Annotated in this window: 18 protein-coding genes and 2 pseudogenes; 2 read left to right on the top strand and 18 right to left on the bottom strand. The window is 67.3% G+C overall.

Translation table 11 applies throughout. The annotated features are described in order from the left end of the window. Positions 1-311, bottom strand: a pseudogene (locus tag B4M62_RS06240) (hypothetical protein); the annotation flags it as partial. 133 nt (positions 312-444) lie between these two features. Between B4M62_RS06240 and B4M62_RS06235 the strand changes: the two are divergent. Then, positions 445-1,380, top strand: coding sequence for an AEC family transporter (locus B4M62_RS06235; protein WP_290706113.1), 936 nt, complete (start codon positions 445-447; stop codon positions 1,378-1,380). An 89-nt stretch (positions 1,381-1,469) separates the two neighbouring features. Here B4M62_RS06235 and B4M62_RS06230 read toward each other — a convergent pair whose 3' ends face one another. From B4M62_RS06230 to B4M62_RS06160, 15 genes are all read right to left on the bottom strand, one after another. Continuing rightward, the gene (locus B4M62_RS06230) at positions 1,470-3,473 is read right to left on the bottom strand and encodes a vWA domain-containing protein (RefSeq protein ID WP_290706112.1); all 2,004 of its coding nucleotides are present in this window, start codon (positions 3,471-3,473) and stop codon (positions 1,470-1,472) included. Between the two features lie 10 nt (positions 3,474-3,483). Beyond that, on the bottom strand, positions 3,484-4,908 hold the full coding sequence (locus tag B4M62_RS06225; protein ID WP_290706111.1) for a sigma 54-interacting transcriptional regulator: 1,425 nt from the start codon (positions 4,906-4,908) through the stop codon (positions 3,484-3,486). Positions 4,909-5,026: 118 nt separating this feature from the next. Then, entirely contained in the window at positions 5,027-6,586 is a 1,560-nt protein-coding gene (gene purH / locus B4M62_RS06220; protein WP_290706110.1) for a bifunctional phosphoribosylaminoimidazolecarboxamide formyltransferase/IMP cyclohydrolase, read from the bottom strand. Then, positions 6,583-7,179, bottom strand: coding sequence for a phosphoribosylglycinamide formyltransferase (purN, locus tag B4M62_RS06215; protein WP_290706115.1), 597 nt, complete (start codon positions 7,177-7,179; stop codon positions 6,583-6,585). Before purN ends, purH begins: the two co-directional genes overlap by 4 nt. 37 nt (positions 7,180-7,216) lie before the next feature. After that, on the bottom strand, positions 7,217-8,608 hold the full coding sequence (locus B4M62_RS06210) for a DUF6350 family protein (protein WP_290706109.1): 1,392 nt from the start codon (positions 8,606-8,608) through the stop codon (positions 7,217-7,219). A gap of 152 nt (positions 8,609-8,760) precedes the next feature. Continuing rightward, positions 8,761-9,711 carry a hypothetical protein gene (locus tag B4M62_RS06205; RefSeq protein WP_290706108.1) on the bottom strand — a complete coding sequence of 317 codons (951 nt, stop codon included), beginning with the start codon at positions 9,709-9,711 and terminating at the stop codon, positions 8,761-8,763. 135 nt (positions 9,712-9,846) lie between these two features. Then, the gene (locus B4M62_RS06200; RefSeq protein WP_290706107.1) at positions 9,847-10,689 is read right to left on the bottom strand and encodes an HpcH/HpaI aldolase/citrate lyase family protein; all 843 of its coding nucleotides are present in this window, start codon (positions 10,687-10,689) and stop codon (positions 9,847-9,849) included. 10 nt (positions 10,690-10,699) lie between these two features. Beyond that, the gene (locus B4M62_RS06195; RefSeq protein ID WP_290706106.1) at positions 10,700-12,343 is read right to left on the bottom strand and encodes an AMP-binding protein; all 1,644 of its coding nucleotides are present in this window, start codon (positions 12,341-12,343) and stop codon (positions 10,700-10,702) included. Positions 12,344-12,368: 25 nt separating this feature from the next. Continuing rightward, on the bottom strand, positions 12,369-12,863 hold the full coding sequence (locus B4M62_RS06190; RefSeq protein WP_290706105.1) for a MaoC family dehydratase: 495 nt from the start codon (positions 12,861-12,863) through the stop codon (positions 12,369-12,371). After that, on the bottom strand, positions 12,860-14,005 hold the full coding sequence (locus B4M62_RS06185; RefSeq protein ID WP_290706104.1) for an acyl-CoA dehydrogenase family protein: 1,146 nt from the start codon (positions 14,003-14,005) through the stop codon (positions 12,860-12,862). Before B4M62_RS06185 ends, B4M62_RS06190 begins: the two co-directional genes overlap by 4 nt. 16 nt (positions 14,006-14,021) lie before the next feature. Then, positions 14,022-16,091, bottom strand: a complete 2,070-nt coding sequence (locus B4M62_RS06180) for an acetyl/propionyl/methylcrotonyl-CoA carboxylase subunit alpha (protein ID WP_290706103.1) — start codon at positions 16,089-16,091, stop codon at positions 14,022-14,024. 1 nt (position 16,092) lies between these two features. Beyond that, entirely contained in the window at positions 16,093-17,670 is a 1,578-nt protein-coding gene (locus B4M62_RS06175; RefSeq protein ID WP_290706102.1) for a carboxyl transferase domain-containing protein, read from the bottom strand. Positions 17,671-17,780: 110 nt separating this feature from the next. Continuing rightward, positions 17,781-18,425, bottom strand: coding sequence for a TetR/AcrR family transcriptional regulator (locus B4M62_RS06170; RefSeq protein WP_290706101.1), 645 nt, complete (start codon positions 18,423-18,425; stop codon positions 17,781-17,783). Continuing rightward, on the bottom strand, positions 18,419-19,039 hold the full coding sequence (locus tag B4M62_RS06165; protein ID WP_290706100.1) for a nitroreductase family protein: 621 nt from the start codon (positions 19,037-19,039) through the stop codon (positions 18,419-18,421). The genes B4M62_RS06170 and B4M62_RS06165 overlap by 7 nt, the downstream gene beginning before the upstream one ends. 37 nt (positions 19,040-19,076) lie before the next feature. Beyond that, positions 19,077-20,642 (bottom strand): BBE domain-containing protein, encoded by a 1,566-nt coding sequence (locus B4M62_RS06160; RefSeq protein ID WP_290706099.1) that lies wholly within the window; start codon positions 20,640-20,642, stop codon positions 19,077-19,079. Positions 20,643-20,912: 270 nt separating this feature from the next. Between B4M62_RS06160 and B4M62_RS06155 the strand changes: the two genes are divergently transcribed. Then, positions 20,913-21,896: an alpha/beta hydrolase gene (locus tag B4M62_RS06155; RefSeq protein WP_414651796.1), complete on the top strand. Its 984-nt coding sequence runs from the start codon at positions 20,913-20,915 to the stop codon at positions 21,894-21,896. Positions 21,897-21,923: 27 nt separating this feature from the next. Here B4M62_RS06155 and B4M62_RS06150 read toward each other — a convergent pair whose 3' ends face one another. After that, the gene (locus B4M62_RS06150; protein ID WP_290706098.1) at positions 21,924-22,358 is read right to left on the bottom strand and encodes an RDD family protein; all 435 of its coding nucleotides are present in this window, start codon (positions 22,356-22,358) and stop codon (positions 21,924-21,926) included. Next, positions 22,355-22,628, bottom strand: a pseudogene (locus B4M62_RS06145) (hypothetical protein); the annotation flags it as partial. The pseudogene B4M62_RS06145 and the gene B4M62_RS06150, both read right to left, overlap by 4 nt.

Genomic DNA, 22,628 nt, shown 5'->3' with positions numbered 1-22,628 from the left:
CCTGGGGCCGGATAGCTGGGCGCACCCGGGTAGGACTGCGGTGCCGGATTAGACGGCGCGGGCCCGGGTGAATACCCCTGCCGGGACTCCGCTGGCGCACCCGCCGGGTATCCCTGAGCCGGGTACGACTGCTGATCGGAGTAATAGACCGCCTCAGGCGTCGGCGCGGCCGGTTGCGGTTGACTGGCGCCCGGATAGTCCGGTTTCGGTACCACAACCGTTGGTTCGGCGTGCTTGCTCAAGTTGATCGGGTCTGCACCGGTACCGGTGGCGGCGTCGGGCTGCTCGTCGGGCATCTCGGGGGTGGTCACTGAAGTCCTCGTTTCGGCAACTGGCGTCACCCAAAAAGCTACCGCAATCCCGACACGTGGCGCCGTCGAGCATCATCTCACCGGCGGAGTCCCCGGCGCCTGGGCGGCACAACTGTGCGATTAGGCTGTGGCGGTGTCGGGTGTCGTCGCGGGTTTCACCGTCATCTTCCTGGTGATCGGGATCGGCTATGGCCTCGGCCGGTCGGGCACCCTCGGCCCCACCGCCACCGACGTTCTGTCCCGCCTCGTCTTCTTTGTCTGCACCCCGGCGCTACTCTTCCATTCATTGGTCTCGGCCAACCTCCGCGACGTCTTCTCCTCGACATTGGTGATCGCCGGTGGCACCGCACTCACCATCGGGCTTGTCTACGTCATCGTCGCTCGCCTCTGGTTGCGACGCGACCTTCCCGACCTCGTCATCGGCGCCCTCTCGTCGTCCTATGTCAACAGCGTCAACCTCGGCGTTCCGATCGCGATGTATGTTCTCGACGACCGGTCGTTCATCGCGCCACTACTGCTGTTCCAGATCCTCGTCTACTCTCCGATCGCGCTGGTCGCCCTCGACCTGTCGGCGGAGCGGCCGCGGGTGATCCGCGACGTGATCGTGACTCCGCTGACCAACCCCATCCTGCTGGGCGGAGCCGCCGGCCTGATCGTGTCCGGCCTGGGGTGGCATCCACCCCAGGCGATCATGGATCCGTTCCGGATGCTCGGCGATGCCTCGGTACCGCTGGCCCTTCTCGTATTCGGTCTGTCCCTTGCCGCTAGACGTGCCGCTTCCGCGTCGGAGGAGCATCTACCAAACCCGCGACGCGACGTGGCACTGGCGAGCGCACTGAAGATGGTGGCCATGCCTGCCCTCGCCTATGTGGTGGCACGATGGGGCTTCGGACTCGCCGGGCACCACCTGTTCGCACAAGTCGTCATCGCCGCGCTACCGACGGCGCAAAACGTCCTGGTTTACGCCGTCCGCTACCAGCGCGGACAAGCCGTGGCCCGCGATTGCGCACTCGTCACCACGCTGGCGGCGATCCCCATCATCACCATTCTCGCCCTCGCCTTGGGATGATCGGCGGCCGGAAGGTGCCCACTCGGCGAAAATCAGTGCCCACTCGGCGGCCGGAAGGTGCCCACTCGGCGAAAATCAGTGCCCACTCGCTATCGCTCCCGGCGCCCGCGCAGGTAGTCGCCCACCACCGCCGCACCGAGCCCGTCGACATCGGGCGCCACCACGCGTCCCCCCACACGGCGCGCGACGCGGTCGATGAACATCGCCAAACCCGGATCGTCGCCGAGCCGGAAGACCGTGATCTGCGCACCCATCCGAGAAAGGTGGTCGAGTTCGGCAACCGTCAGGCCGATCGTCTGCGGGTGCGGCGGATAGTAGAAGAAGGCGTCGCCGGACGGCTCGAGATGGGCCGTCGGCTCACCGTCGGTGACGATCAGAACCACCGGCGTGGCATGCGGGAAACGGCGCAGATGCCGCTGCGCCAGGAGTAGCGCGTGGTGCAGATTGGTGCCCTGCTCCATGCGCGGCGACAACCCGGCCAGCTCCCCGACATCGATGGTGCGCGCCTCTCGCCCAAAGGCAATGATCTGCAACTCGTCAGTACGAAAGCGGGTCGAGATCAGCTGGTTGAGCGCGATCGCCGTTCGCTTCATCGGTGTCCAGCGACCCTCCATCTCCATGGAGAACGACGTGTCGACGAGTAGCGCGACGGCGGCTTGGCTGCGCGCCTCGGTTTCGGTGATCGCCACATCGCCCACGGTCAGCTGCACCGGCCGCCCCCGGCTGAACCTCCCGGTTCCCGCGTCGCGAACCACGGCATTGGTAATAGTCCTCGGTACGTCCCACGGCTCGGTATCGCCGAACGCCCACTCCCGCGTCGCGCCGGACGGCTCCCCCAGCCGGCCCGAAAGCCGGGTGGCGCGCTCGCCGCGACCGGTGAGGCGATCGGCTATGTCGGCCAGCACAGACTGTCCCAACTGCCGCATCGCCTTGGGGCTCAAATGAAGCTCGCCGTCGGCGCCGCGTTCGAAGAAGCCCTGATCGCGCAACTCCTGCTCCAACCGCTGCAACGTGCGGGCGTCGACAGCGGCATCCTCGCCCAGCTGACGGGCCAAGGCGTCCAGATCGATGTCGGCGAGGTCCGCACCGGCGTACTGCTGACTCATCGCCTCGCTGAGCTCGTCGAGCTCGGCTAGGTCGGCCATCGCGGCCGCGGCCTCCCCCATTCCCATCGGCTGATCACCGGAAAACCCTTGTGCGCCATCCCAATCCAGCTCCGGCCGGGCCGCACGCAGCTGGCCGTCGACGCTGGCGAGGGCGTTCATCAGGTCGGACGAGCCGAAGGCCTGCTGGGCGAGTTGATCCAGCTCGGCGCGCTGCTCGGCGGAAAGTGAATTGTAAAACTGCTGGGCGGCCGCACTGCGCTTGGCGAGCGATTCCACGAGTTCCTCGGTGTTGCGCGGATTCTCGGGAAAGAACTGGCCATGCTCGGTCATGAACCCGGCGAAGGAATCAGTGGTGTCCTCACCCCGGTTGTGTTGCGCCAGAAGCTCATTGAGGTCCGACAACATGTCCGTGATCGCCTGACGATCGGCTTCGCCGGCACCCTGCAGCGCCTCCTTCATCCCGGCGAAGCGCTGCTCGAGCAATTCGCGACCCAGCAGGTCGCGGATCTTCTCGAAGTCCTCTCGCGCCTTCGGGCTCCGCCACCGATAGTCCGACAACTCGCTGACGGCGGCGGCCGTCGACGGAGGCAGGTTGCCGATCTGCATCTCAGCGAAACGCGCATCGTCATCGAGGTCGCGGGCCAGTTGCTTTCGCTCTTCGAGTACCGCGTTCTCGAGAAGTTCCCGGATCTCGTCGAACGTCCCATCGAGGTTGCGACTCTTCCGCAACTCGTTGCGTCGACGGTTGATCCGCTCGCGCAACTCATCGAGACCGCGCAAGCCCGGCGTCCCGCGGCGTAGCAACTCGCGCAGCGCGCGCCGAGGCGACGAACCGGCCATCACGTCGGCGCCGATCTCATCGAGTGCCTCGCGCAAGTCGAGTGGCGGCGCCAGCGGGTCGGGCCCGCCGCGGTATCGCTCGTAGCGCGATCGGTGGAAGTTCCGCCGGTTGTTCGCCGGGCCGGTATCGGAAGGCTGCTCGGGCATGGGCTAGTCGCTATCCGTAGACCGTCTGGCCCTCGTCATCGGCCTCCTTGCCGATGCGCCGGGCAAGGAAGAGCCCCTCGAGCGCCAACTCGACAGCCGCTGCGCGCTCGCCGTCGGTATCGGCGTCGAGCCGCGCGGCAATCGCGTCGACCGTCATGCCGACCGGCTCGTCGGCCGGCAGCGATCCCAGCAGGTCCGCAGCCGACACCCGATCACCGGTCACGACCGGGTGCCCATCCTCAAGGGTGGCGACAAAGGGGCCCAAGTCGATACCGCCGAGGTGTTCGCGCACCGTGTCGGCAACGGCCTTACGCAGCAGGTGCGCCAGGATTTCCAGCTCCCGCCCCTCCTCGCCCGACTCGAACTCGATCTTGCCGCGCAGCACCTCGATCACCGATTCCAAGTCGACGACCCGGGCCACCGGCACCTCCTCGCCCAACACCGCACTGCGGTGCAGGGCGGCGGCCGCAACCGTCTCCGCACCGGCGATTGCGAATCGCGCCGAAACACCCGACCGCTGGTCGACGGCCGGATGCTCCCGCGTGTAACGGGTGAAGCGAGCCAGAATCTCCAGCAGATACTCGGGAACCGTGGCGAGCAGATCGGCCTCCTGCTCGATGACGCCGATCTCGTCGTCGAGTTCCAGCGGGTAGTGCGTGCGGATCTCGGCGCCGAACCGATCTTTGAGCGGAGTGATGATGCGGCCGCGGTTGGTGTAGTCCTCGGGGTTCGCGCTGGCCAGGACGACCACGTCCAACGGAAGCCGCAATGAGTACCCGCGTACCTGGATATCGCGCTCCTCCATCACATTGAGCATCGCGACCTGGATTCGCTCGGCCAGGTCGGGCAACTCGTTGATCGCCACAATGCCGCGGTGCGCCCGCGGAATGAGCCCAAAATGGATGGTTTCCGGATCGCCAAGACTGCGGCCCTCGGCCACCTTCATCGGGTCGATATCCCCGACGAGGTCGGCCACCGAGGTATCCGGAGTCGCCAGCTTCTCGCTGTAGCGCTCGCTCCGATGGCGCCACTGGATCGGCAGGTCGTCGCCAAGTTCGGCGGCCCGCCGCTGAGACTCCGGCGTGATCGGCTCATCCGGGTGCTCCCCCAACTCGGCCCCGGCGATCACCGGCGTCCACTCGTCGAGCAGTCCCACAATGGTGCGCAGGATGCGGGTCTTGCCCTGGCCTCGCTCGCCGAGCAGCACGACGTCGTGCCCGGCCAGGAGTGACCGCTCCAGCTGCGGAATGACCGTCGACTCCAGGCCGACGAGGCCGACCCATGGATCCGCACCACCGCGCAGCGCGGCGAGAAGATTGTGCCGGATCTCGTCGCGGATGCTGCGCTGCACATGATCGGAAGCACGCAACTCACCGAGATTCGAGGCGGTGGGGGGTGGGTTCTTCGCGGAGGTGATCGACGTCTGAGATGCCACGGCTCCACGCTACTCGTCGTGGACGTGCACGATCCGTCCGATGCTCTCGCGCCATCCGTGCCGCATTCTTTCGCTCATCCCCACTCGATCGAAGCAGGGTGGGCGAAACACTGTGCGATCAGTGCGCGAAGTGTCTGGCCCCGGTCAGGTACATCGTGACCCCGGCCTTCTCGGCGGCCGCAATGACCTCGTCGTCGCGGATCGACCCGCCCGGCTGCACGACCGCCCGGACACCACCGGCGATGAGCACCTGCAGGCCGTCGGCGAACGGGAAGAACGCATCCGACGCCCCCACCGAGCCGTGGGCCCGGGCGCCCGCGCGCTGCACGGCCAGATGCGCCGAGTCGACCCGGTTGACCTGACCCATGCCGACGCCGACGGACGCACCATCGGCGGCAAGCAGAATCGCGTTGCTCTTCACCGCGCGGCAAGCACGCCAGGCGAATTCGAGGTCCGCCAGCGTCGCGTCGTCGGCCGGGGCGCCGGCGGCCAGCCGCCAGTTCGACGGATCATCGCCGTCGGCGTCGATGACGTCGCGCTGCTGCAGCAGGATGCCACCGGAAATCGGTCGCATCTCGCTGCCGCCCGGGCTGGGCGGCTCCGCGATCAGGATCCGCAGATTCTTCTTCTTCGCCAGGACGTCGACTGCCCCGTCGGCGTACCCGGGGGCAATGATCACCTCGGTGAAGATGTCGGCCACCTGCTCCGCCAGCTCAACGCTGACCTCGCGGTTCGCCGCGATCACCCCGCCGTACGCGCTGACCGGGTCACTGGCGTGTGCTTTGCGGTGCGCCTGCGCGATATCGGCGCCGACGGCGATCCCGCACGGGTTCGCATGTTTGATAATCGCAACGGCCGGTGCGGTGAAGTCATGCGCGGCCCGCCAAGCGGCGTCCCCGTCAGTGAAGTTGTTGAACGACATCTCTTTACCGTGCAACTGGTGGGCCTGCGCGAGTCCGGGCGCGCCGGCGCTATTCGCATACAGCGCGGCCGACTGGTGCGGGTTCTCGCCGTAGCGCAGCACTGCCTGCCGATCCCAGGTCGCCCCGGCCCAGACGGGGAACGCCGAGCCTGGCTCGGGGGAAACAACAGCGGTCATCCACGATGCGACTGCCACGTCATAGTCTGCGGTGTGACGGAACGCCTTGGCGGCCAGCGCTTGTCGTACCGAGAATGGAAACCCGCCATCGATGACCGCCGCGGCGGCGCTGGCATAGTCGACGGGGTCGACGACGACCGCGACCGACGGATGATTCTTGGCGGCCGCACGCACCATCGACGGCCCGCCGATGTCGATCTGCTCGATGCACTCGTCGGGCGTCGCCCCCGAGGCGACCGTCTGGGTGAACGGGTACAGGTTCACCACGACGAGTTCGAACGACGCGATGCCGAGCTCGTCGAGTTGACGCAGGTGATCGTCTTTGCGGGTATCGGCGAGGATGCCGGCGTGCACGCGCGGGTGCAGCGTCTTCACGCGCCCTTCGAGGCACTCGGGGAAGCCGGTCAGCTGAGAAACCTCCGTGACCGGGATGCCGGCCGCCGCAATCGTCTTCGCGGTCGAACCGGTCGACACGAGTTCGACGCCCGCAGCGTGCAGCGCGATCGCCAAGTCCGTCAGGCCGGTCTTGTCGTACACGCTGACGAGGGCGCGCCGGATGGGGCGTTTGGTATCAGTCACGAAATCTGGGCCTTTCGTCCGTCAGTGACCACCCCACGGGTAGTGAGGGCGGTAACGATATCGGTGAGCAGCACCCGCTCAACGGCTTTGATGCGCTCGTGCAGCGTCTCCTCGGTGTCATCGGGATCGACGACGACCGGGGCTTGCGCGAGAATCGGGCCGGTATCGACGCCACCGTCGACGAGGTGCACCGTGGTGCCGGTGATCTTCACCCCGTAAGCCAGTGCGTCGGCGACGCCGTGCGCGCCGGGAAAGGCCGGCAGCAGTGCCGGGTGCGAGTTCACGATGTGGCCGGCGAACCGCCGGAGGAACGCCGAGCCGAGGATCTTCATGAAGCCGGCGGTGACCACCCACTCCGGGGCGAACGCCTCGACCTGCTCGGTCAGCGCACGGTCCCACGCGCTTCGATCAGGGTAGTCGGCGAGGCGGCACGTGATAACGACGATCCCCTGCTGCGCGGCCAGGTCGGCGGCGCGGCACTCGCGGTCGACGGCGACGGCGACGACCTCGAACGCCGCCCCATGGCGCGCGGCCTCGTCCAGCAGCGCCGAGAGCAGCGACCCCGCCCCGGAGGCAAGGACGACGACCGGCACCGTCACCTGATCGCCTCTGCCTTCACGAGCAGGAATTCTAGTCGCCGGGCAGATCGTCGACGAACATCAGGTCCTCGACGTCGTCGATGACGGGCGCATCGTCGTCAGGCCGGTAGAACGCCGGAGTCGGCACGGCGGTCGCGGGATCCCAGGAGTCGTCGGCATCGACGGCCGCCTCCGCACCGTGAGCCGCGTCGTCGAGTTGCCGGCCGGCCAGAGCGGCGGCTCGCGCCGCCTTCGTCTCCGCGCGCAGCCCGTTGCCCAGCGCGGCGATCGCGCCGACAACCATGATCCAGGCGAAAGCGGCCAACGCGACGACGGGCGCATCACCACCGGCGCGACCCAGTTCGCCTATCGTGCCCCCGGCGCCGACGGTGGCGATGAGCAGTACCGCGGCGGTGGTCGCGGCACCGACCGTGACGCGCCGAAGGTTGCGAGCCAAGTCGTAGTGCCGCATCCGCAGCGCGGCCCGACAGGCGATCGCCAAAGGCACGACCAAGGCGATGGCCCACAGGTACCGGATCGGGGGATCGCCGGGCAGGATCGCCAAAATCGGCAGTGCGGGCACGGCGCCGGGTTGCGGGTTGAACAGATCGACCGTGGCGCCCCCCAGCTGAACGGTCGTCCCCACCAGGACGCCGACGGCATCAATGACCACGTTCGGCAAGTACAGCAGCGACACCACGACCAGGCCGAGGTACCCGTCGACCCGGTTTCCGCCGGCGACGACCCGCGACACCGCAGGCCAGTTCAGCAGCAACAGGACGCAGACCAGGGCTGCTGCGGCCCCCACCATTGCCAGGGCCGCGAGCGCGCCGGCGCGCACGCCGGCGACGAGGTCGTCCAACCGTTCACCGCGGATCCCGGCGCGCTCACCCCAGACACGCCAATCCCGGCGCCCGATACCGGCGATGGTCCCGCCACCGTAGATCAGGGCCGTTGCCGCGAAGGCCCACAGTGCGTTGGGCGGATTGACCGGAAGTACCGAACTGCCGTCGAGGACCAGCGCCAGCGCCAGCGCGGTGATCAGCATCGGTCCGCCGACGGCCGCACCGACGAGGGCGCCGAGATCGGCAGAAGTGGTGCGCAACCGCGCCGACGGCCCGGTGTAGACGAAGACCGCAACGACCAGGCCGATGGTGGGGAGTAGCGGTAGGGCCGAGATAGATACCCCGCCCACGCTCAGCGGCACCTGGTGCAGGCATAGCCAGGCCGATCCCAGCGCCGTGCCGAATGCCCCGAAGCCGGTGCCGGCGGCCGCCATGGTGGCGATGACGACAAGTGCCAGCACCAGCAGCGTCACCAGCGGCACCGCGAACGCGACGATCACCAGCTCCCGCGCCGTCCCCGCCGTCGCGCGAGCGTGCTCGCGCTGGTTCTGACGCACCTGCCGCAGACGCGCGGCGAGTGATCCGGATTGTCCTTTCATCGCTGTTCAGGGTCGCAGTCCGCACCGGTGTCGCGGAGCAGGCGCGCCGGGCGAGGGGAAAATCACTGCCGGACCGGATGGGTCCGGCCGCCAACCAGGAGCGCCCCGACCATTCGGCCGGGGCGCTCCTGTCCTGCATCGATCGTGTTCGGCTACCGCTGCTCGGGGTTGGTGTTGATCACCCTCGTCGCGTTGTCAGCGGCCGATGCGGCAGTGTCGACGACCTGGGTCGCGGCCGATGCCGCGGTGTCGGTCGCCGCGGCATAGGTGCCTGCCGCCGCATCCGCGGCGGGAGCAATAGCGGCCGGATACGCATATCCGCCGGTCGTCGCCGGCGCCGCGACCGCAGCCTCGTCAGCGGTCGCCGAGTCCCCGGTGGACACAGCCTCGTCCGCCCCTGGTTCGGGGGCGATCTTCACTTTGCCGAGCGTGACGATGAGCCAGAAGATGGACACACCCAGGGTGACCAGACCGAAGAAGATGCTCACGTAGGAGATCACGGCACTGCCCAGCAGGTGGTCGAGGATGAGGACCCGGGCCAAACCGCCGACAAAGGCAACCGCGGCCACCGCCGTGACCACCGTCGCCAGCACCTTCTCCTTGGCCAACCCGGCGGCGCCGGCCACCGCGGTGAGCACGATGAGGATGATCGCCCACTCGAGATTGAAGGTCGAGGCGAAGAACCCGAGGATGAACAGGACCACGGAGAGGGCAAGCGTGCTGAATGCCAGGATCTGCGCAATATTCGACGGCAAGCCCGGACTCGGCGGTTTCGGGGCGGTGTATGCCTGCTGACTGTAGTAGCCCTGCTGGCCATAGCCCTGCTGCTGGCCATAACCCGGCTGCTGGCCATAACCCGGCTGCTGGCCATAGCCCTGCTGCTGGCCATAAGCAGGCTGCTGACCAGTCTGGCCATAACCCGGCTGCTGGCCGTAGCCCTGCTGCTGGCCGTAACCCTGCTGGCCGTAGCCCTGCTGGCCGTAGCCCTGCTGGCCGTAGCCCTGCTGGCCGTAGCCCTGCTGCTGGCCGTACGCGGCGGAATCCTGCGGGGTGGGATCCTGCGGGGCGGGCTGCTGACCGTAGCCAGTCGGTGGGTAGCTCATGGTGTGTTCAGACTCCTTGGTTCGTCCTGGCGCTCGGCGACGTGTGATCGCGAGCACCCGATGCACCACCACGCTAATACATCGCCGGATCGGGCGTCGGACCCGACGGTCGACCGAAGCTCACGCAGGGTGCGGTCAACCCGCCCGCATCAGGATCGCGCGGGCCTGACTCAACACCGGGCCGTCGACCATCCGGCCGTCAAAGGTGAACACCCCGGAGTGCTCGTCGGCCGCCGACATGAGAGCGCTGGCCCAGTCGACTTCTTCCGGTGTCGGGCGGTACCCGTCGCGGATGGTCGCGACCTGAGACGGGTGGATGCACGCGGTTGCGTGATATCCGAGGGCGACGGCGTCGAGCACTTCATGCCGAAGGCCCTCGACATCGTCGATGTCGAGATGGACGGCGTCGACGGCGAATCGGTCGTACGCGGCCGCCGCCAGCCGGACCGTCGACCGGACTGTGCGCGGCACGTCGCGGTACGTGCCGGTGCGGGGTTCATCGGGGCCGAACCGGGAGGACGAACCCCCGAGGCCGGCCACGAGATCCTCGGCACCCCACATCAACCCGATCACGTTCGGCGCGGCAGCGATGTCATTGACGTTCACCGCGCCGAGCGGGGTCTCGATCAGTGCGATCGTCTGCATCTCGGTCCGCGAGACCTCCTCGGCGGTCTGGGCCTTCGCCACGAGCACGACCCGGTACATCGTTTCAGCGATGGCGGCCAGATCACGGCGCGCCTCGCCGGTCGACGCCGGGTTGATCCGCACGATCGTCCGGTCCGGGTCGAGCTGGTTCGCGACGAGGGCTGCCCGGGCATCGTCACGCCGATCCGGGGCGACCGCGTCTTCGAGATCGAGGATGACGACGTCGGCGCGATCAGCGGCTTTGGCGTAGCGGTCCGGCCGGTCGGCCGGACAGAAGAGCATGGCGGGTCCGGGTGGGCTCCACCGGGAATCAGACAAACCGCTCGCCGACATGAATCGAACCCTACTCGATCCCCAAGCCGAGCAGTTCGATCGCCGTTGCGCGCATGTCGACCTTACGCACCTTGCCCGTCACCGTCATCGGGAACTCGTCGACGACGTGCACGAACTTCGGAATCTTGTGACGGGCAATCTTTCCCTCGGCAAATTCCCGGAGGTCGTCGGCGGTGAAGTCGGCGACACCGTCGCGCAACCGCACCCACGCCATCAGTTCCTCACCGTAACGCTCATCGGGGACGCCGACCACCTGGACGTCGAGGATGTCGGGGTGGGTGTAGAGGAATTCCTCGATCTCGCGGGGATAGATGTTCTCCCCACCGCGGATCACCATGTCCTTGATGCGTCCGGTGACCTGGACGTACCCGTCAGCGTCCATGACGGCGATATCACCGGTGTGCATCCACCCGGCACCGTCGAGGGCTTCGGCGGTCTTGTCCGGTTGATTCCAATAGCCCAGCATCACACTGTAGCCGCGGGTGCAGAACTCACCGGCCGTTCCGCGCGGCACCGTCTCCCCCGTCGCCGGGTCGACGACCTTGATTTCCAGATGCGGTCCCACCCGCCCGACGGTGCCGACCCGCCGTGCCAACGCGTCGTCGGTTCTGGTCTGGGTGGAAACCGGCGACGTCTCAGTCATGCCGTAGCAGATCGACACCTCATCCATGTGCATCCGGTCGACGACCTCCTGCATCACCTGCTCGGGGCAGGGCGATCCGGCCATGATGCCGGTGCGCAGACTCGACAGGTCATGGGCCGCGAAGTCCGGCAGGGCAAGTTCGGCGATGAACATCGTGGGCACGCCGTACAGACTGGTGCACGAGAACTCGGACACCGCCGCGAGCGTCGCGGCCGGGTCGAACGCCGGCGCGGGAATGACCATGGCGCACCCGTGGGTCGTCGCGGCGAGGTTCCCCATCACCATGCCGAAGCAGTGGTAGAAGGGCACGGGGAGGCAGACGCGGTCGGCCTCGGTATAGCCGAGCAATTCGCCCACCAGATACCCGTTGTTGAGGATGTTGCGATGGGTGAGGGTGGCCCCCTTGGGCGCTCCGGTGGTACCGGAGGTGAACTGGATGTTGATCGGGTCGTCGACTGCGCACTCGGCGCCCGCTCGCGCCACATCGGCGAGTTCGGTTTCGGTCGGCTCGGCGAGCAGTGCCTCCCACTCTGGACTTCCGAACACCACCAGCGCGATCGGCTCGGCAAGCGCCCGAACGGCCGCGGCGACCATCGCCGGGTAGTCCGAATCCTTAAACGGCGGCGAGACAAGCACCAGCGAAATGCCGACATGGCGCAGCGCGAAGTCCACCTCGTTCTGGCGATAGGACGGGTTGATGTTGACCAGGATGGCCCCGATCGCCGCCGTTGCGTATTGCGCGAGCACCCACTCGGCACAGTTGGGCGACCACACCCCGATGCGGTCGCCACGGCGCACGCCGGCCCGCCGAAGTCCGGCCGCGAGTGCCCGCACATCACGGAGCATCTCGCGATAGGACCAGGTCCGGCCGGCCGCGGCATCGGCGATCGCCAGGTTGTCGCCGAACCGGCCGGCCGTGACGGCAAAGTTGTCGAAGACCGTCTGGTCCAGCAGCGGCGGCAGATCCTCGCCACGGGCGTATGACTGCTCAACGATCCCAGAGTCGTTCACTGTGCTCGGCCTTCTCTCTAGTCCACTAGTCGCCGCATAGTCGTACCAGCGTCGATCGGGATGCCCGCGCGACGACGACGCCGTGCTGGTTTCGCCCGAGGTGGGTCAGGCTCACCACGCCCTCGCCGGGCCTCGACTTCGACCTCCGCTTGCCGGTGCACTCAGTCTCCGCGTACAAGGTGTCGCCGGCGAACATCGGTGCCGGAAACGCGATGTCGGTGAAACCGAGGTTGGCCACGAGCGTTCCCTGCGTCAACTGCGCCACCGAGAGCCCGACTATTGTCGAGAGCGTCAGCATCGAGTTGATCAGGCGCTGACCGTCGAATCCGGGTTGCGACGCGGCCCACGCGGCGTCGAGGTGAAGCGCCTGGGTGTTCATCGTCAGGGTCGTGAAAAGCACGTTGTCGGTCTCGGTGAGCGTCCGACCCGGACGGTGCTCATAGACGGTGCCGACCGCAAACTCCTCGAACCAGAGTCCGCGCTGGGTTATCCTGGGCGCCGCGCCGGCGGCGTCGCTCATGACAGCCCCAGCGAGCGCGCGATGAGCATGAGCTGCACTTCGGTGGTGCCCTCGCCGATCTCCAAGATCTTCGAGTCACGGTAGTGGCGCGCGACCGGGTACTCGTTCATGAAGCCGTATCCGCCGTGGATCTGCGTGGCCATCCGCGCGTTGTCCATCGCCGCCTCGCTGGAGATCATCTTGGCGATTGATGCCTCTTTCTTGAACGGCTTGCCGGCGAGCATCTTCGCGGCCGCGTCGTAGTAGGCGGTCCGGGCGACGTGTGCCCGCGCCTCCATCCGGGCGATGGCGAACGACACCGACTGATATCCGGCGATCGGCTGGCCGAAGGATTTGCGCTCCCGCGCGTAGCGCACGCTCTCATCTACGCACCCCTGCGCGACGCCGGTGGCCAGCGCGGCGATGGCGATGCGCCCCTCGTCGAGGATCGAGAGGAAGTTCGCGTAGCCCCGGCCACGCACGCCCAGCAGATTCTCGCGGGGCACGCGCACGTCGGAGAACGACAGGGGGTGGGTGTCCGAGGCGTTCCACCCAACCTTGCTGTACGGCGGTTCCGCCGTGAAACCCGCCGTTCCCGCCGGCACGATGATCGTCGAAATTTCCTTGCCGCCATCGGGTTTGGTACCGGTTACGGCAGTGACCGTCACCAGCGCGGTGATGTCGGTTCCCGAATTGGTGATGAACTGCTTCGATCCGTTGATCACCCACTCGTCGCCGTCCTCGATCGCGGTGGTCGCCGTCGCCCCGGCGTCGCTGCCCGCGCCGGGCTCGGTCAAGCCGAAACCAGCAAGCCGATTGCCTGCGACCAGGTCGGGCAGCCACGTCTGCTTCTGTTCGTCGGTGCCGAATCGATAGATCGGCATGGCGCCGAGTCCGACTCCGGCTTCGAGGGTGATTGCCACCGACTGGTCGATTTTGCCCAGTTCCTCGAGGGCGAGAGCGAGGGCGAAATAGTCCCCGCCCATGCCGCCGTATTCCTCCGGGAAAGGAAGGCCGAAGAGCCCCATCTGCCCCATCTGCTCGACGACCTCATAGGGGAAGCTGTGTTCCTCGTCGTGCTTGAACGACACCGGCGCCACCACCGACTGCGCGAAATCGCGCACCGTGTGCACCAGGTCGGTGTATTCCTGCGTCAGTTCCATCGGCCGCTGTCCTCCATCATTGTTCGGTCACCTCGGGCACGGCCACGTGGGCCAGGATCTGCTGGGCGTCGACCTTCTCCCCGGCACGCACGGTGACCGATGCCACGCCGGCGACCGGTGCGCGGAGCGTGTGTTCCATCTTCATCGCCTCGACGACGACGAGCGGATCGCCGGTATCGACGGTCTGCCCGTCGACACCGGGCACGGCGACGACGGTGCCGGGCATGGGGCTCCGGACGTCCCCGGCGGCGTCGGCGTCCTCCGACGTTTCGAGGCGGTGTGCGAGTTGCATAACCCACGTGCCGTCCTCACCGCACACCCACCGCTGAGTGCCGCTGGTCTGCTCGACCACCCACAGCGAGCCGATGCCGTCACACCGCACGGTCACCGCGGCGGCGGAGGCGTGGTCCAGGTATACCGCCCCACGCCACACCTCGTCGGCATCGCCAGCCCCACCGTCGGCCTCCTCGGCGACGATCGTCGCCTCGGCCCGCAAAGTTCGGGTGTCTGAATCGGTGACGAGCGCCGACACCGTGTAGCGGTGCCCGCCACAGTGCAGCCGCGTGGTGATCGGCGAGGGCACCCCGATGCGGAATCCAATCGCACTGCTCCACAGATCACCGGCTCGGCCGAGATCCAGCACCCCCAGGGCGCCGGCGACCAGTGCGGCCGGCGTCGGTGCCGGTGCCGCGTAGTCGGCGGCCAGCCGGTCGAGCAGTTCGGTGTCGAGTTCCCCGTCGCGTACCCGGGGCTGTGCCAGGACATATCGACAGAAGTCGACGTTCGACCCGACTCCGACGAGGACGGTCTTCGCCAGCGCTTCGTCGAGGCGGTCGAGGGCTTCCATCCGATCAGCGCCGTGGCAGACAACCTTCGCAAGCATCGGATCGTAATCCGAGCCAATCACCGATCCGGCATCGATTCCGGCATCGACCCGAACCCCGGCGCCTGCGGTCGGCCAACTCAGTGTGCGCACCGTGCCGCCCGTCGGCAGGAAGTCCTGCGCCGGATCCTCGGCGTAGACCCGTGCCTCGACCGCGTGACCGGAAAGCACGACGGCATCCTGGGCGATGGTGAGCCGTTCGCCGCGGGCGACCCGAATCTGCTGCTCGACGAGATCGATGCCGGTGACCATCTCGGTGACCGGATGCTCCACCTGGAGCCGCGTGTTCATCTCCATGAAGAAGAACTCGTCGGGGCGGCGCGCGGAGACGATGAACTCGACCGTTCCGGCACCGGTGTAGCCGACGCTGCGGGCCGCATCGCAGGCGGCCTCGCCGATCCGGGCGCGCGTGGCGGCGTCCAAGAGCGACGACGGGGCCTCTTCGATGACCTTCTGGTGGCGGCGCTGCAGCGAGCACTCCCGCTCGCCGAGATGGATCACCGTGCCGTGCTCGTCGGCGAGCACCTGCACCTCGATGTGACGGGGGGTGTCGACGAAATGCTCGAGAAACAGCGCGTCGTCGCCGAAGGCGGCCAGCGCTTCCCGACGAGCCGTGCCCAGCGCCGCACGCAGCTGTGCCGGGTCGTCAACGCGGTGCATTCCTTTGCCGCCCCCGCCGGCACTCGGTTTGATCAGCACGGGGAACCCGATGTCTGGTGCGGCAGCGACGAGGTCGTCGTCGGACAGCCCGGGGCGCGACAGACCCCGGACGACCGGCACGCCGCGCCTGGTCACGGCCTCACGAGCCGCGATTTTGTCGCCCATCGTCGCGATCGCCACGACCGGCGGCCCGATGAATACGATTCCCGCCGCCGCCAGAGCGGCGGCGAAGTCTTGATTCTCGGAGAGGAATCCATAGCCGGGGTGCACGGCGTCGGCTCCGGTCTCGACGGCCGCGGCGACCACCTTGGCAATGTCGAGGTAGCTCTGCGCAGCGGGGGCGGGGCCGAGGCGCACGGCGATATCGGCCTCGCGCACATGCGGCGCGCGCGCGTCGGCGTCGGAATAGACGGCGATGGATCGGACCCCCATAGCACGCAGCGACGCAATCACGCGGCACGCGATCTCGCCCCGGTTGGCGATCAGGACGCTACGGATGACGCGGGTCGACGCGGGCTCGGACAAGTTGGTTGAAGTAGTCATTTCACATCCGGAAGACGCCGTTGTTGACGTCGTCGAGGGGCGCATAGCGGCAGGCCTCCAGCGCGAGGCCAAGTACGGTGCGGGTGTCGGCGGGGTCGATGATCCCATCGTCCCAGAGACGCGCAGACGAGTAATACGCGTCCGACTGCTGGTCGAACTGGTCGCGGATGGGAGACTTGAAAGCCTCCTCGTCCTCGGCCGACCACGGTTGCGCAGCCCGTTCGAACTGCGCACGGCGCACGGTGGCGAGGGTATCGGCGGCCTGGGGGCCGCCCATCACCGAGATCCGGGCGTTCGGCCACGTCCAAAGGAAACGCGGCGAGTAGGCCCGCCCGCACATCGAATAGTTGCCCGCGCCGAAGGAGCCGCCGATCATGACGGTCAGCTTGGGGACGCGCGCGCAGGCGACGGCGGTGACCATCTTCGCGCCGTTCTTCGCAATCCCGCCCTCTTCGTAGGCGCGGCCAACCATGAACCCGGTGATGTTCTGCAAGAAGATCAGCGGTATTCGGCGCCGATCGCACAACTCGATGAAGTGGGCGCCCTTGAGCGCGGACTCGGAGAACAGCACGCCGTTGTTGGCCACGAAGCCGACGGGATGACCGTGCACGCGAGCAAACGCCGTGACGAGCGAAGCCCCGTAGTTTGCCTTGAACTCGGTGAACTCGCCGCCGTCGGAAAGGATCTCGAGCACCTCGCGCACGTCGTATGGGATGCGCGGATCGGTCGGGACAACATCGTAGAGATCGGACTGCGCACGGCCCGGCCGGCGGGTCGGTTCGGTGTCCCATTGGGCAGGCTCTCGGGGCCCGAATGTCGCAACGATTTCGCGCAGCTTGACCAGGGCCTGCTCATCGTTGTCGACCAAGTGATCGGTGACGCCCGAAATCGACGAGTGCATCGTCCCGCCGCCCAGGTCCTCGGCACTGACATCCTCGCCGGTCGCAGCCTTCACCAGGGGCGGGCCCGCCAGGAAGATCGTCCCCTGTTCCCGCACGATGACGTTCTCGTCGCTCATCGCCGGCACGTAGGCGCCGCCTGCGGTCGACGATCCGAGAACCCCGGCGAGTTGCGGAATCCCGGCCGCGCTCATGTTCGCCTGGTTGAAGAAGATCCGCCCGAAGTGCTCGCGATCGGGGAACACCTCGTCCTGTTGAAGCAGCATCGCCCCGCCCGAGTCGACGAGGTACACGCACGGCAGTCGATTCGCGGCGGCGATCTCCTGGGCGCGCAGGTGCTTCTTGACCGTCACCGGGTAGTACGTGCCGCCGGAAACCGTGGCGTCGTTGGCGACGATCATGCATTCCCGACCGTGGATGCGACCTATGCCGGCGACCACGCCCGCACTGGGCGCCTTGTCGTCGTACATGCCGAACGCCGCGAGCGGAGCAACCTCGAGAAAGGGCGAACCCGGGTCGAGCAGTGCGTCGATGCGGTCGCGGACGAGCAGCTTGCCGCGCGACAGATGCCGCTTCCGCGCCTTCTCCCCGCCGCCCGCCGCCACGGCGCTGAGCCGCTGGGATAGCACTGCGAGGTTCGCCCGGTGCGCTGGTGCCGGCGACTGTGCTGGATCGGCCATCTTCCGCCTTCAGTTATTCGTGATTAACTGAAATGGAGTGTACGCCGTACGGCCACCAGTCGTCCAGTGATCGGGCGGGCCACTTCCCGCAGCGCGGTGGCTCGTCTCCGCTACACCGTGGCATTGAGCGCGACCCAGGCCATGGCCGCGAGAAGCGGCCGCAGGTCCTGGGCCGGATAGTCGGGCAACCGGGGCGACGAGTTGAGCAGACCGAACACCGCGTGGACGCGCACCCTTGCCTCGCTTCGGACCTGCGGATCGTGTGCGACGAGCACGTCAACCCATCGCTCGACGTAGCGCCGTTGCAGACTGCGGACCCAGTGGCGCGCATCGTCGGATAGCGAGAGCAGTTCGCGGTCCTGCACGGTGATCAGGTCGGGCTTGCTGACGATCACATCGATATGGAAATCGATGAGCCGCCGGAGCACCTGTTCGCCCCGCCCGCCTGCCGCTATGGCCTCCTCACCACCGGCCACCAACCGCTCACTGACATCGATCAGCAGTTGATCGAGGAGGTCTGATTTCGAATCGAAGTAGCGGTACATGGCCGGGCCACTGATGCCGACGACCGCGCCGATGTCTTCGAGCCGGACCGCCGCGAATCCCCGCTGTGCCATCAGTTTCGCTGCGGCGGTCAACAATTCTGCCCGCCGCGCCGCCTTGGCCGCGCCGCGCCGCGTCGCCGGCAAGGCTCCGGGGGCACCCGTTGAGCCGGCGTCCGACGCCGACGGGTGCGATTGCGGCGCGGTCACCATGCGTTGATGTGTAGCACCTCGCCGAGCGGACGACGCGGTGCGGGCTGGAAGGTCGCCCCGGTGTAGTAGGCGACGGGCAGCAGCACGCCCTGGGCCACCCCCTCGGGTATCCCCAGAATCGCCGACACCTCGCTCTCATACGCCAAATGGAGCGTGGTCCAAGCCGACCCGAGACCGCGGGCCCGCAGCGCGAGTTGCAAACTCCACGCGGCCGGCAGCACCGAACCCCAGATGCCAGCCTGATTCGCCGGTAGGCCCCCCTTGCCGACGTCGATGGCGCCGATCACGAAGACGGGGACCCGGTCGAAGACCTCGGCGAGATACGTCGCGCTGGACGCAACACGCTTGGCCGTTGCGTCACCACGGTGCTGCGACGAACTGTACGACGCGAAAGACTTCCGGTACAGGTCGGCGATCTGGCGCCGCTTCTCGGCATCATCGATGACAATCCAGTGCCAGCCCTGACTGTTGCTCCCACTCGGCGCCTGCAGCGCGACGTCGAGCGCCTCTCGAATGATCGCCAACGGCACCGGCCGGTCCAGGTCGAGCCGCTTGCGCACCGATCTCGTCGTCGTCAGCAGTTGATCGGGATCCAACGGCAGCAACTCACTCATTACTTCACTCTAGGCCGGGAGCCGAACCCGACCCGGACTATGTCGAGGTCACGCCGAGCGGATGGCTGAATCGGTTCTGCGGATCCCATGCCGACTTGACCTCCTGCAGACGGGGGTAGTTGTCCTGGTAGTAGAGGTGATGCCAGGGCAGCGCCGGATTCCACTCCGGGTCGGCCATGTCGGTATCGGGGTAGTTGATATAGCAGCCGCCATTGCGCCGATCCGGCTGTGGCACGCCACCGGTATTGGCGTAGAGCGCCCGATAGAATTCCCGCGTCCAGCGGATTCGGCACGCACTCTGCCGCGGGTCGGACCACCCGCCGAGAATCTGCACCTTGGCAATCGATCTCCGTTCGGCGAGCGCGGTCTGCCCCGGAGCCACCGCACCAATCTGGCCACCGAGGGCAAAGAACTGAATCCCTGATCCCCCGTCGACGATGCTTGGATCACTGAGGAATCGATGCAGCGTGCGGAGTTGGGCGTTCGAATACGGGGTGCGCAGGAAGGCGGACTTGTACTTCACCGACATCGCCGATCTGCCGCGGGGCGTGCAGTAGCGTAGCGTTTCGGGTAGAAACGGCCCCTCGCTCGTCTGCGCGGGCACAGGTCGCGGCCAGACGCCGCGCGACATCGCAGCCACGAAATCGTCGTAGACATGCTGGGCTTCCGCACCGAAGTAGGTCTGCACGCTGCAGCCGCCGGAAAGGAGCGAACCCGCATACAAGGTGCTGTACAGCGCGGTCGCCGGCGCCCCTGGTGCTCGGTGATCGTGGAGGAAGGACAAGAAGTTTCCGACGAAGGAGACAAACGCCTCGACCGTCGGGACCACGAGATGCAGGCGGCCGACACACATGCGCCGAGGGGGCACCGGCAGCGCAGTGCTCGGATCTGAACCATCGGACACCGGTGACCGCATCAGAAACCGGGTGATCACGCCGAAGTTGCCCCCGCCACCGCCGGTGTGGGCCCACCATAGATCGCGGTTCGGACCATCCCGCGTCGCCACGACCGCACGGGCCTGTCCACTGGCATCGACGGCTACCAGCTCGACACCGTAGAGGTGGTCGGCGGCGACACCGAAACGCCGGGACAGGCCACCAAAGCCCCCACCGCTGATCAGCCCTGCCGCCCCGACCCCCAGGCAGGTTCCACCGGGAACCGTCACACCCCAACCTCGGTAGAGGCACTGATAGACCGACCCCAAATCCGCAGCCGCGCCGACTGAGAACGCGCGATAGGCATGGTCGAACCCCACCGCCCTCAAGCGCCCGAGGTCAAGCAGCGCCGCCACTTCGGGGCGATCGGCGAACCCCTCGAAGCAATGGCCGCCCGCGCGCAGTCCGATCCTCGTTTCAGAGTCGACGGCCCGCTGTACCGCCCGCACCACCGCCGATGTGTCATGCGGGACGAGAATCTCCTGCGGGGCGGCCCGGAAACGGGGATTGTAGCCGCGACTCGCGAGGCGGTCATACAACGGACTGTCCGGTGTCACGACGTCGAGGATTCCCGGCGGCACACCTTGCACCGGTCCACCCAAGCGTGCCGCGACGACCGCCGAGGCACCCATCGCGGCGCCCCCCAGTAGCGCTCGGCGCGTGAACATGGCTGCCACGGTAGTCAGCTCGCGCGCGATTGCCCGGCCAACAGCGGAAATGTCGCCGACGCGGGCCGAAACGGGTAGTCGACTACTCGCTGTACGACCACCCGCCCCCGTTAGTCTTGACAACGAGGCGAGGAGCACCCCGCCCACCGAAGGCAATCGTACGAGAGGTAGACCCCGACACCATGTTTATCCTCACCGGAGTTCCCGCCAACCCGCCGCCCCCGACTCTGTGGGAAATCATCCTCGGCTGGTTCGGACTCACCTAGCTGCTTGCTGCGCGTGCCCGGCCGCAGCGTCAAGACGATGACGATGGCCGTCGTCGTTGCCTGGTCCGTCATCCTCGGCTCGTCGGCGCCCAGTTCAGCACAGGCAACGCCGACGCCTGCGGCGCCCCGAGTCTCTACGATCGTCGTGCACTCGCACGCGATGGACCGCGATATCGACCTGACTATCGTCACCCCGGCCGATGCCTCACGGCCCAGGGGCGTGCTCTATTTGATGAACGGGGCGGCTGGTGGCGAGAATCGGGCGAATTGGGTCCACCAGACCGACCTCGTCCAGTTCCTGGCAACGAAGAACGTCTATGTCGTCATCCCCACGCAGGGCGCGTACACCTTCTATACCGACTGGCTCCGACCCGATGCCCGCCTCGGCGTGAACAAGTGGTCGACCTTTCTCGGGACGGAACTGCCACCGGTCATCGACACGATGTACCGAACCAGCGGCAGGAATGCAGTCGCCGGGATCTCAGGATCGGCCACGTCGGCGCTCAACCTCGTCATCGAACATCCCGGGCGCTTCCGCGCCGCCGCATCGTTTAGTGGATGCGCGGCTACCTCTGACCGATTCGGCCAGCTGGCCGTCCGTTCGGTGGTCGAATTCCGCGGTCAGTCCAACGCCACCAACATGTGGGGACCCTACGGAAGTCAGGGGTGGCTGGCTCACGACCCAGTACTCCACGCTGCCCGGCTGCGCGGGACAGCACTGTACATCTCGTCGGCGACCGGCCAACCCGGCCGATACGACAACCTGCAGCAGGTCCCCGACCCGATGCGGCTGGCCGACCAACTGGCAGTCGGTGGTGCCATCGAGGCCGCCACGCTGCACTGCACGCAACAATTGCGCGAACGACTGCACCGTCTGAATATTCCTGCCATGTTCGACTTCGCCGGCCCCGGAACGCACGCCTGGCCGTACTTTCAAGAAGTCTTCCATCGAGCGTGGCCGTTCTTCGCCCGCGCCTTGGGCGGCTGACCGTCCGCCCCTGCGACCGCGGCGTACCTACGCGTCGTGGGTGTAGACCACGCGGCTGCGCACCACGAGGTCGTGTAGCGACGACCGACTCGGCGACACCGCCACCCACAGCAGACCGATGGGGAACACCGCGCACAGCCACGCACGCACCAGGGCCGCGACCACGTGCAGTCGCTCCCCCGAGTGCCGGGTCACCCGCAAACCCATGGTGACGCAGCCGACGGTGCGCCCCGACGTCGCCCAACACACGAACAGATAGCCGGTCAACACCACCAGGTAGCTGGTCGTGGTCATCCACCAGCGCAGGTCGTCGACCTCGATCCGGCGCCAGCCGACGACGAAAAGGAAAAACGTCACCGCGAAATAGCTACCGACGACGATTCCCGCGGCGACGGCGACGTCGACTACCCCGGCGATCATGCGGCTCACCACCCCCGCGGTGCGGGCCGGTACCGCCGTCACCGGCCGTCCTTGCGTCGGAGCATCCGGTTCACGAACTGCTCCACCCCATCATCGGCCCGTTCCGAACCGGTGCGGACATCGTTGATCATCTCCGTCGACACCGATGCCGACGCATCGCGCACGATCGTGTTGAGGTCGACGCCGTCGATCACCTTCTCCGCGAGCCCCACGACATCAGTGCGGTTGAGCAGCGCGTCGACGTCGATCCGCGACACCAAGCCGTCCACATCGATCCGGTCGAGCACCGGGTTCAGATCGACCCCGGCCAGC

The organism is Gordonia sp. UBA5067 (assembly GCF_002414845.1).
GTDB classification, from domain to species: domain Bacteria; phylum Actinomycetota; class Actinomycetes; order Mycobacteriales; family Mycobacteriaceae; genus Gordonia; species Gordonia defluvii.
The sequence above is the reverse complement of the archived record's forward strand: the minus strand, read 5'-3'. Positions and strand labels throughout refer to the sequence as shown.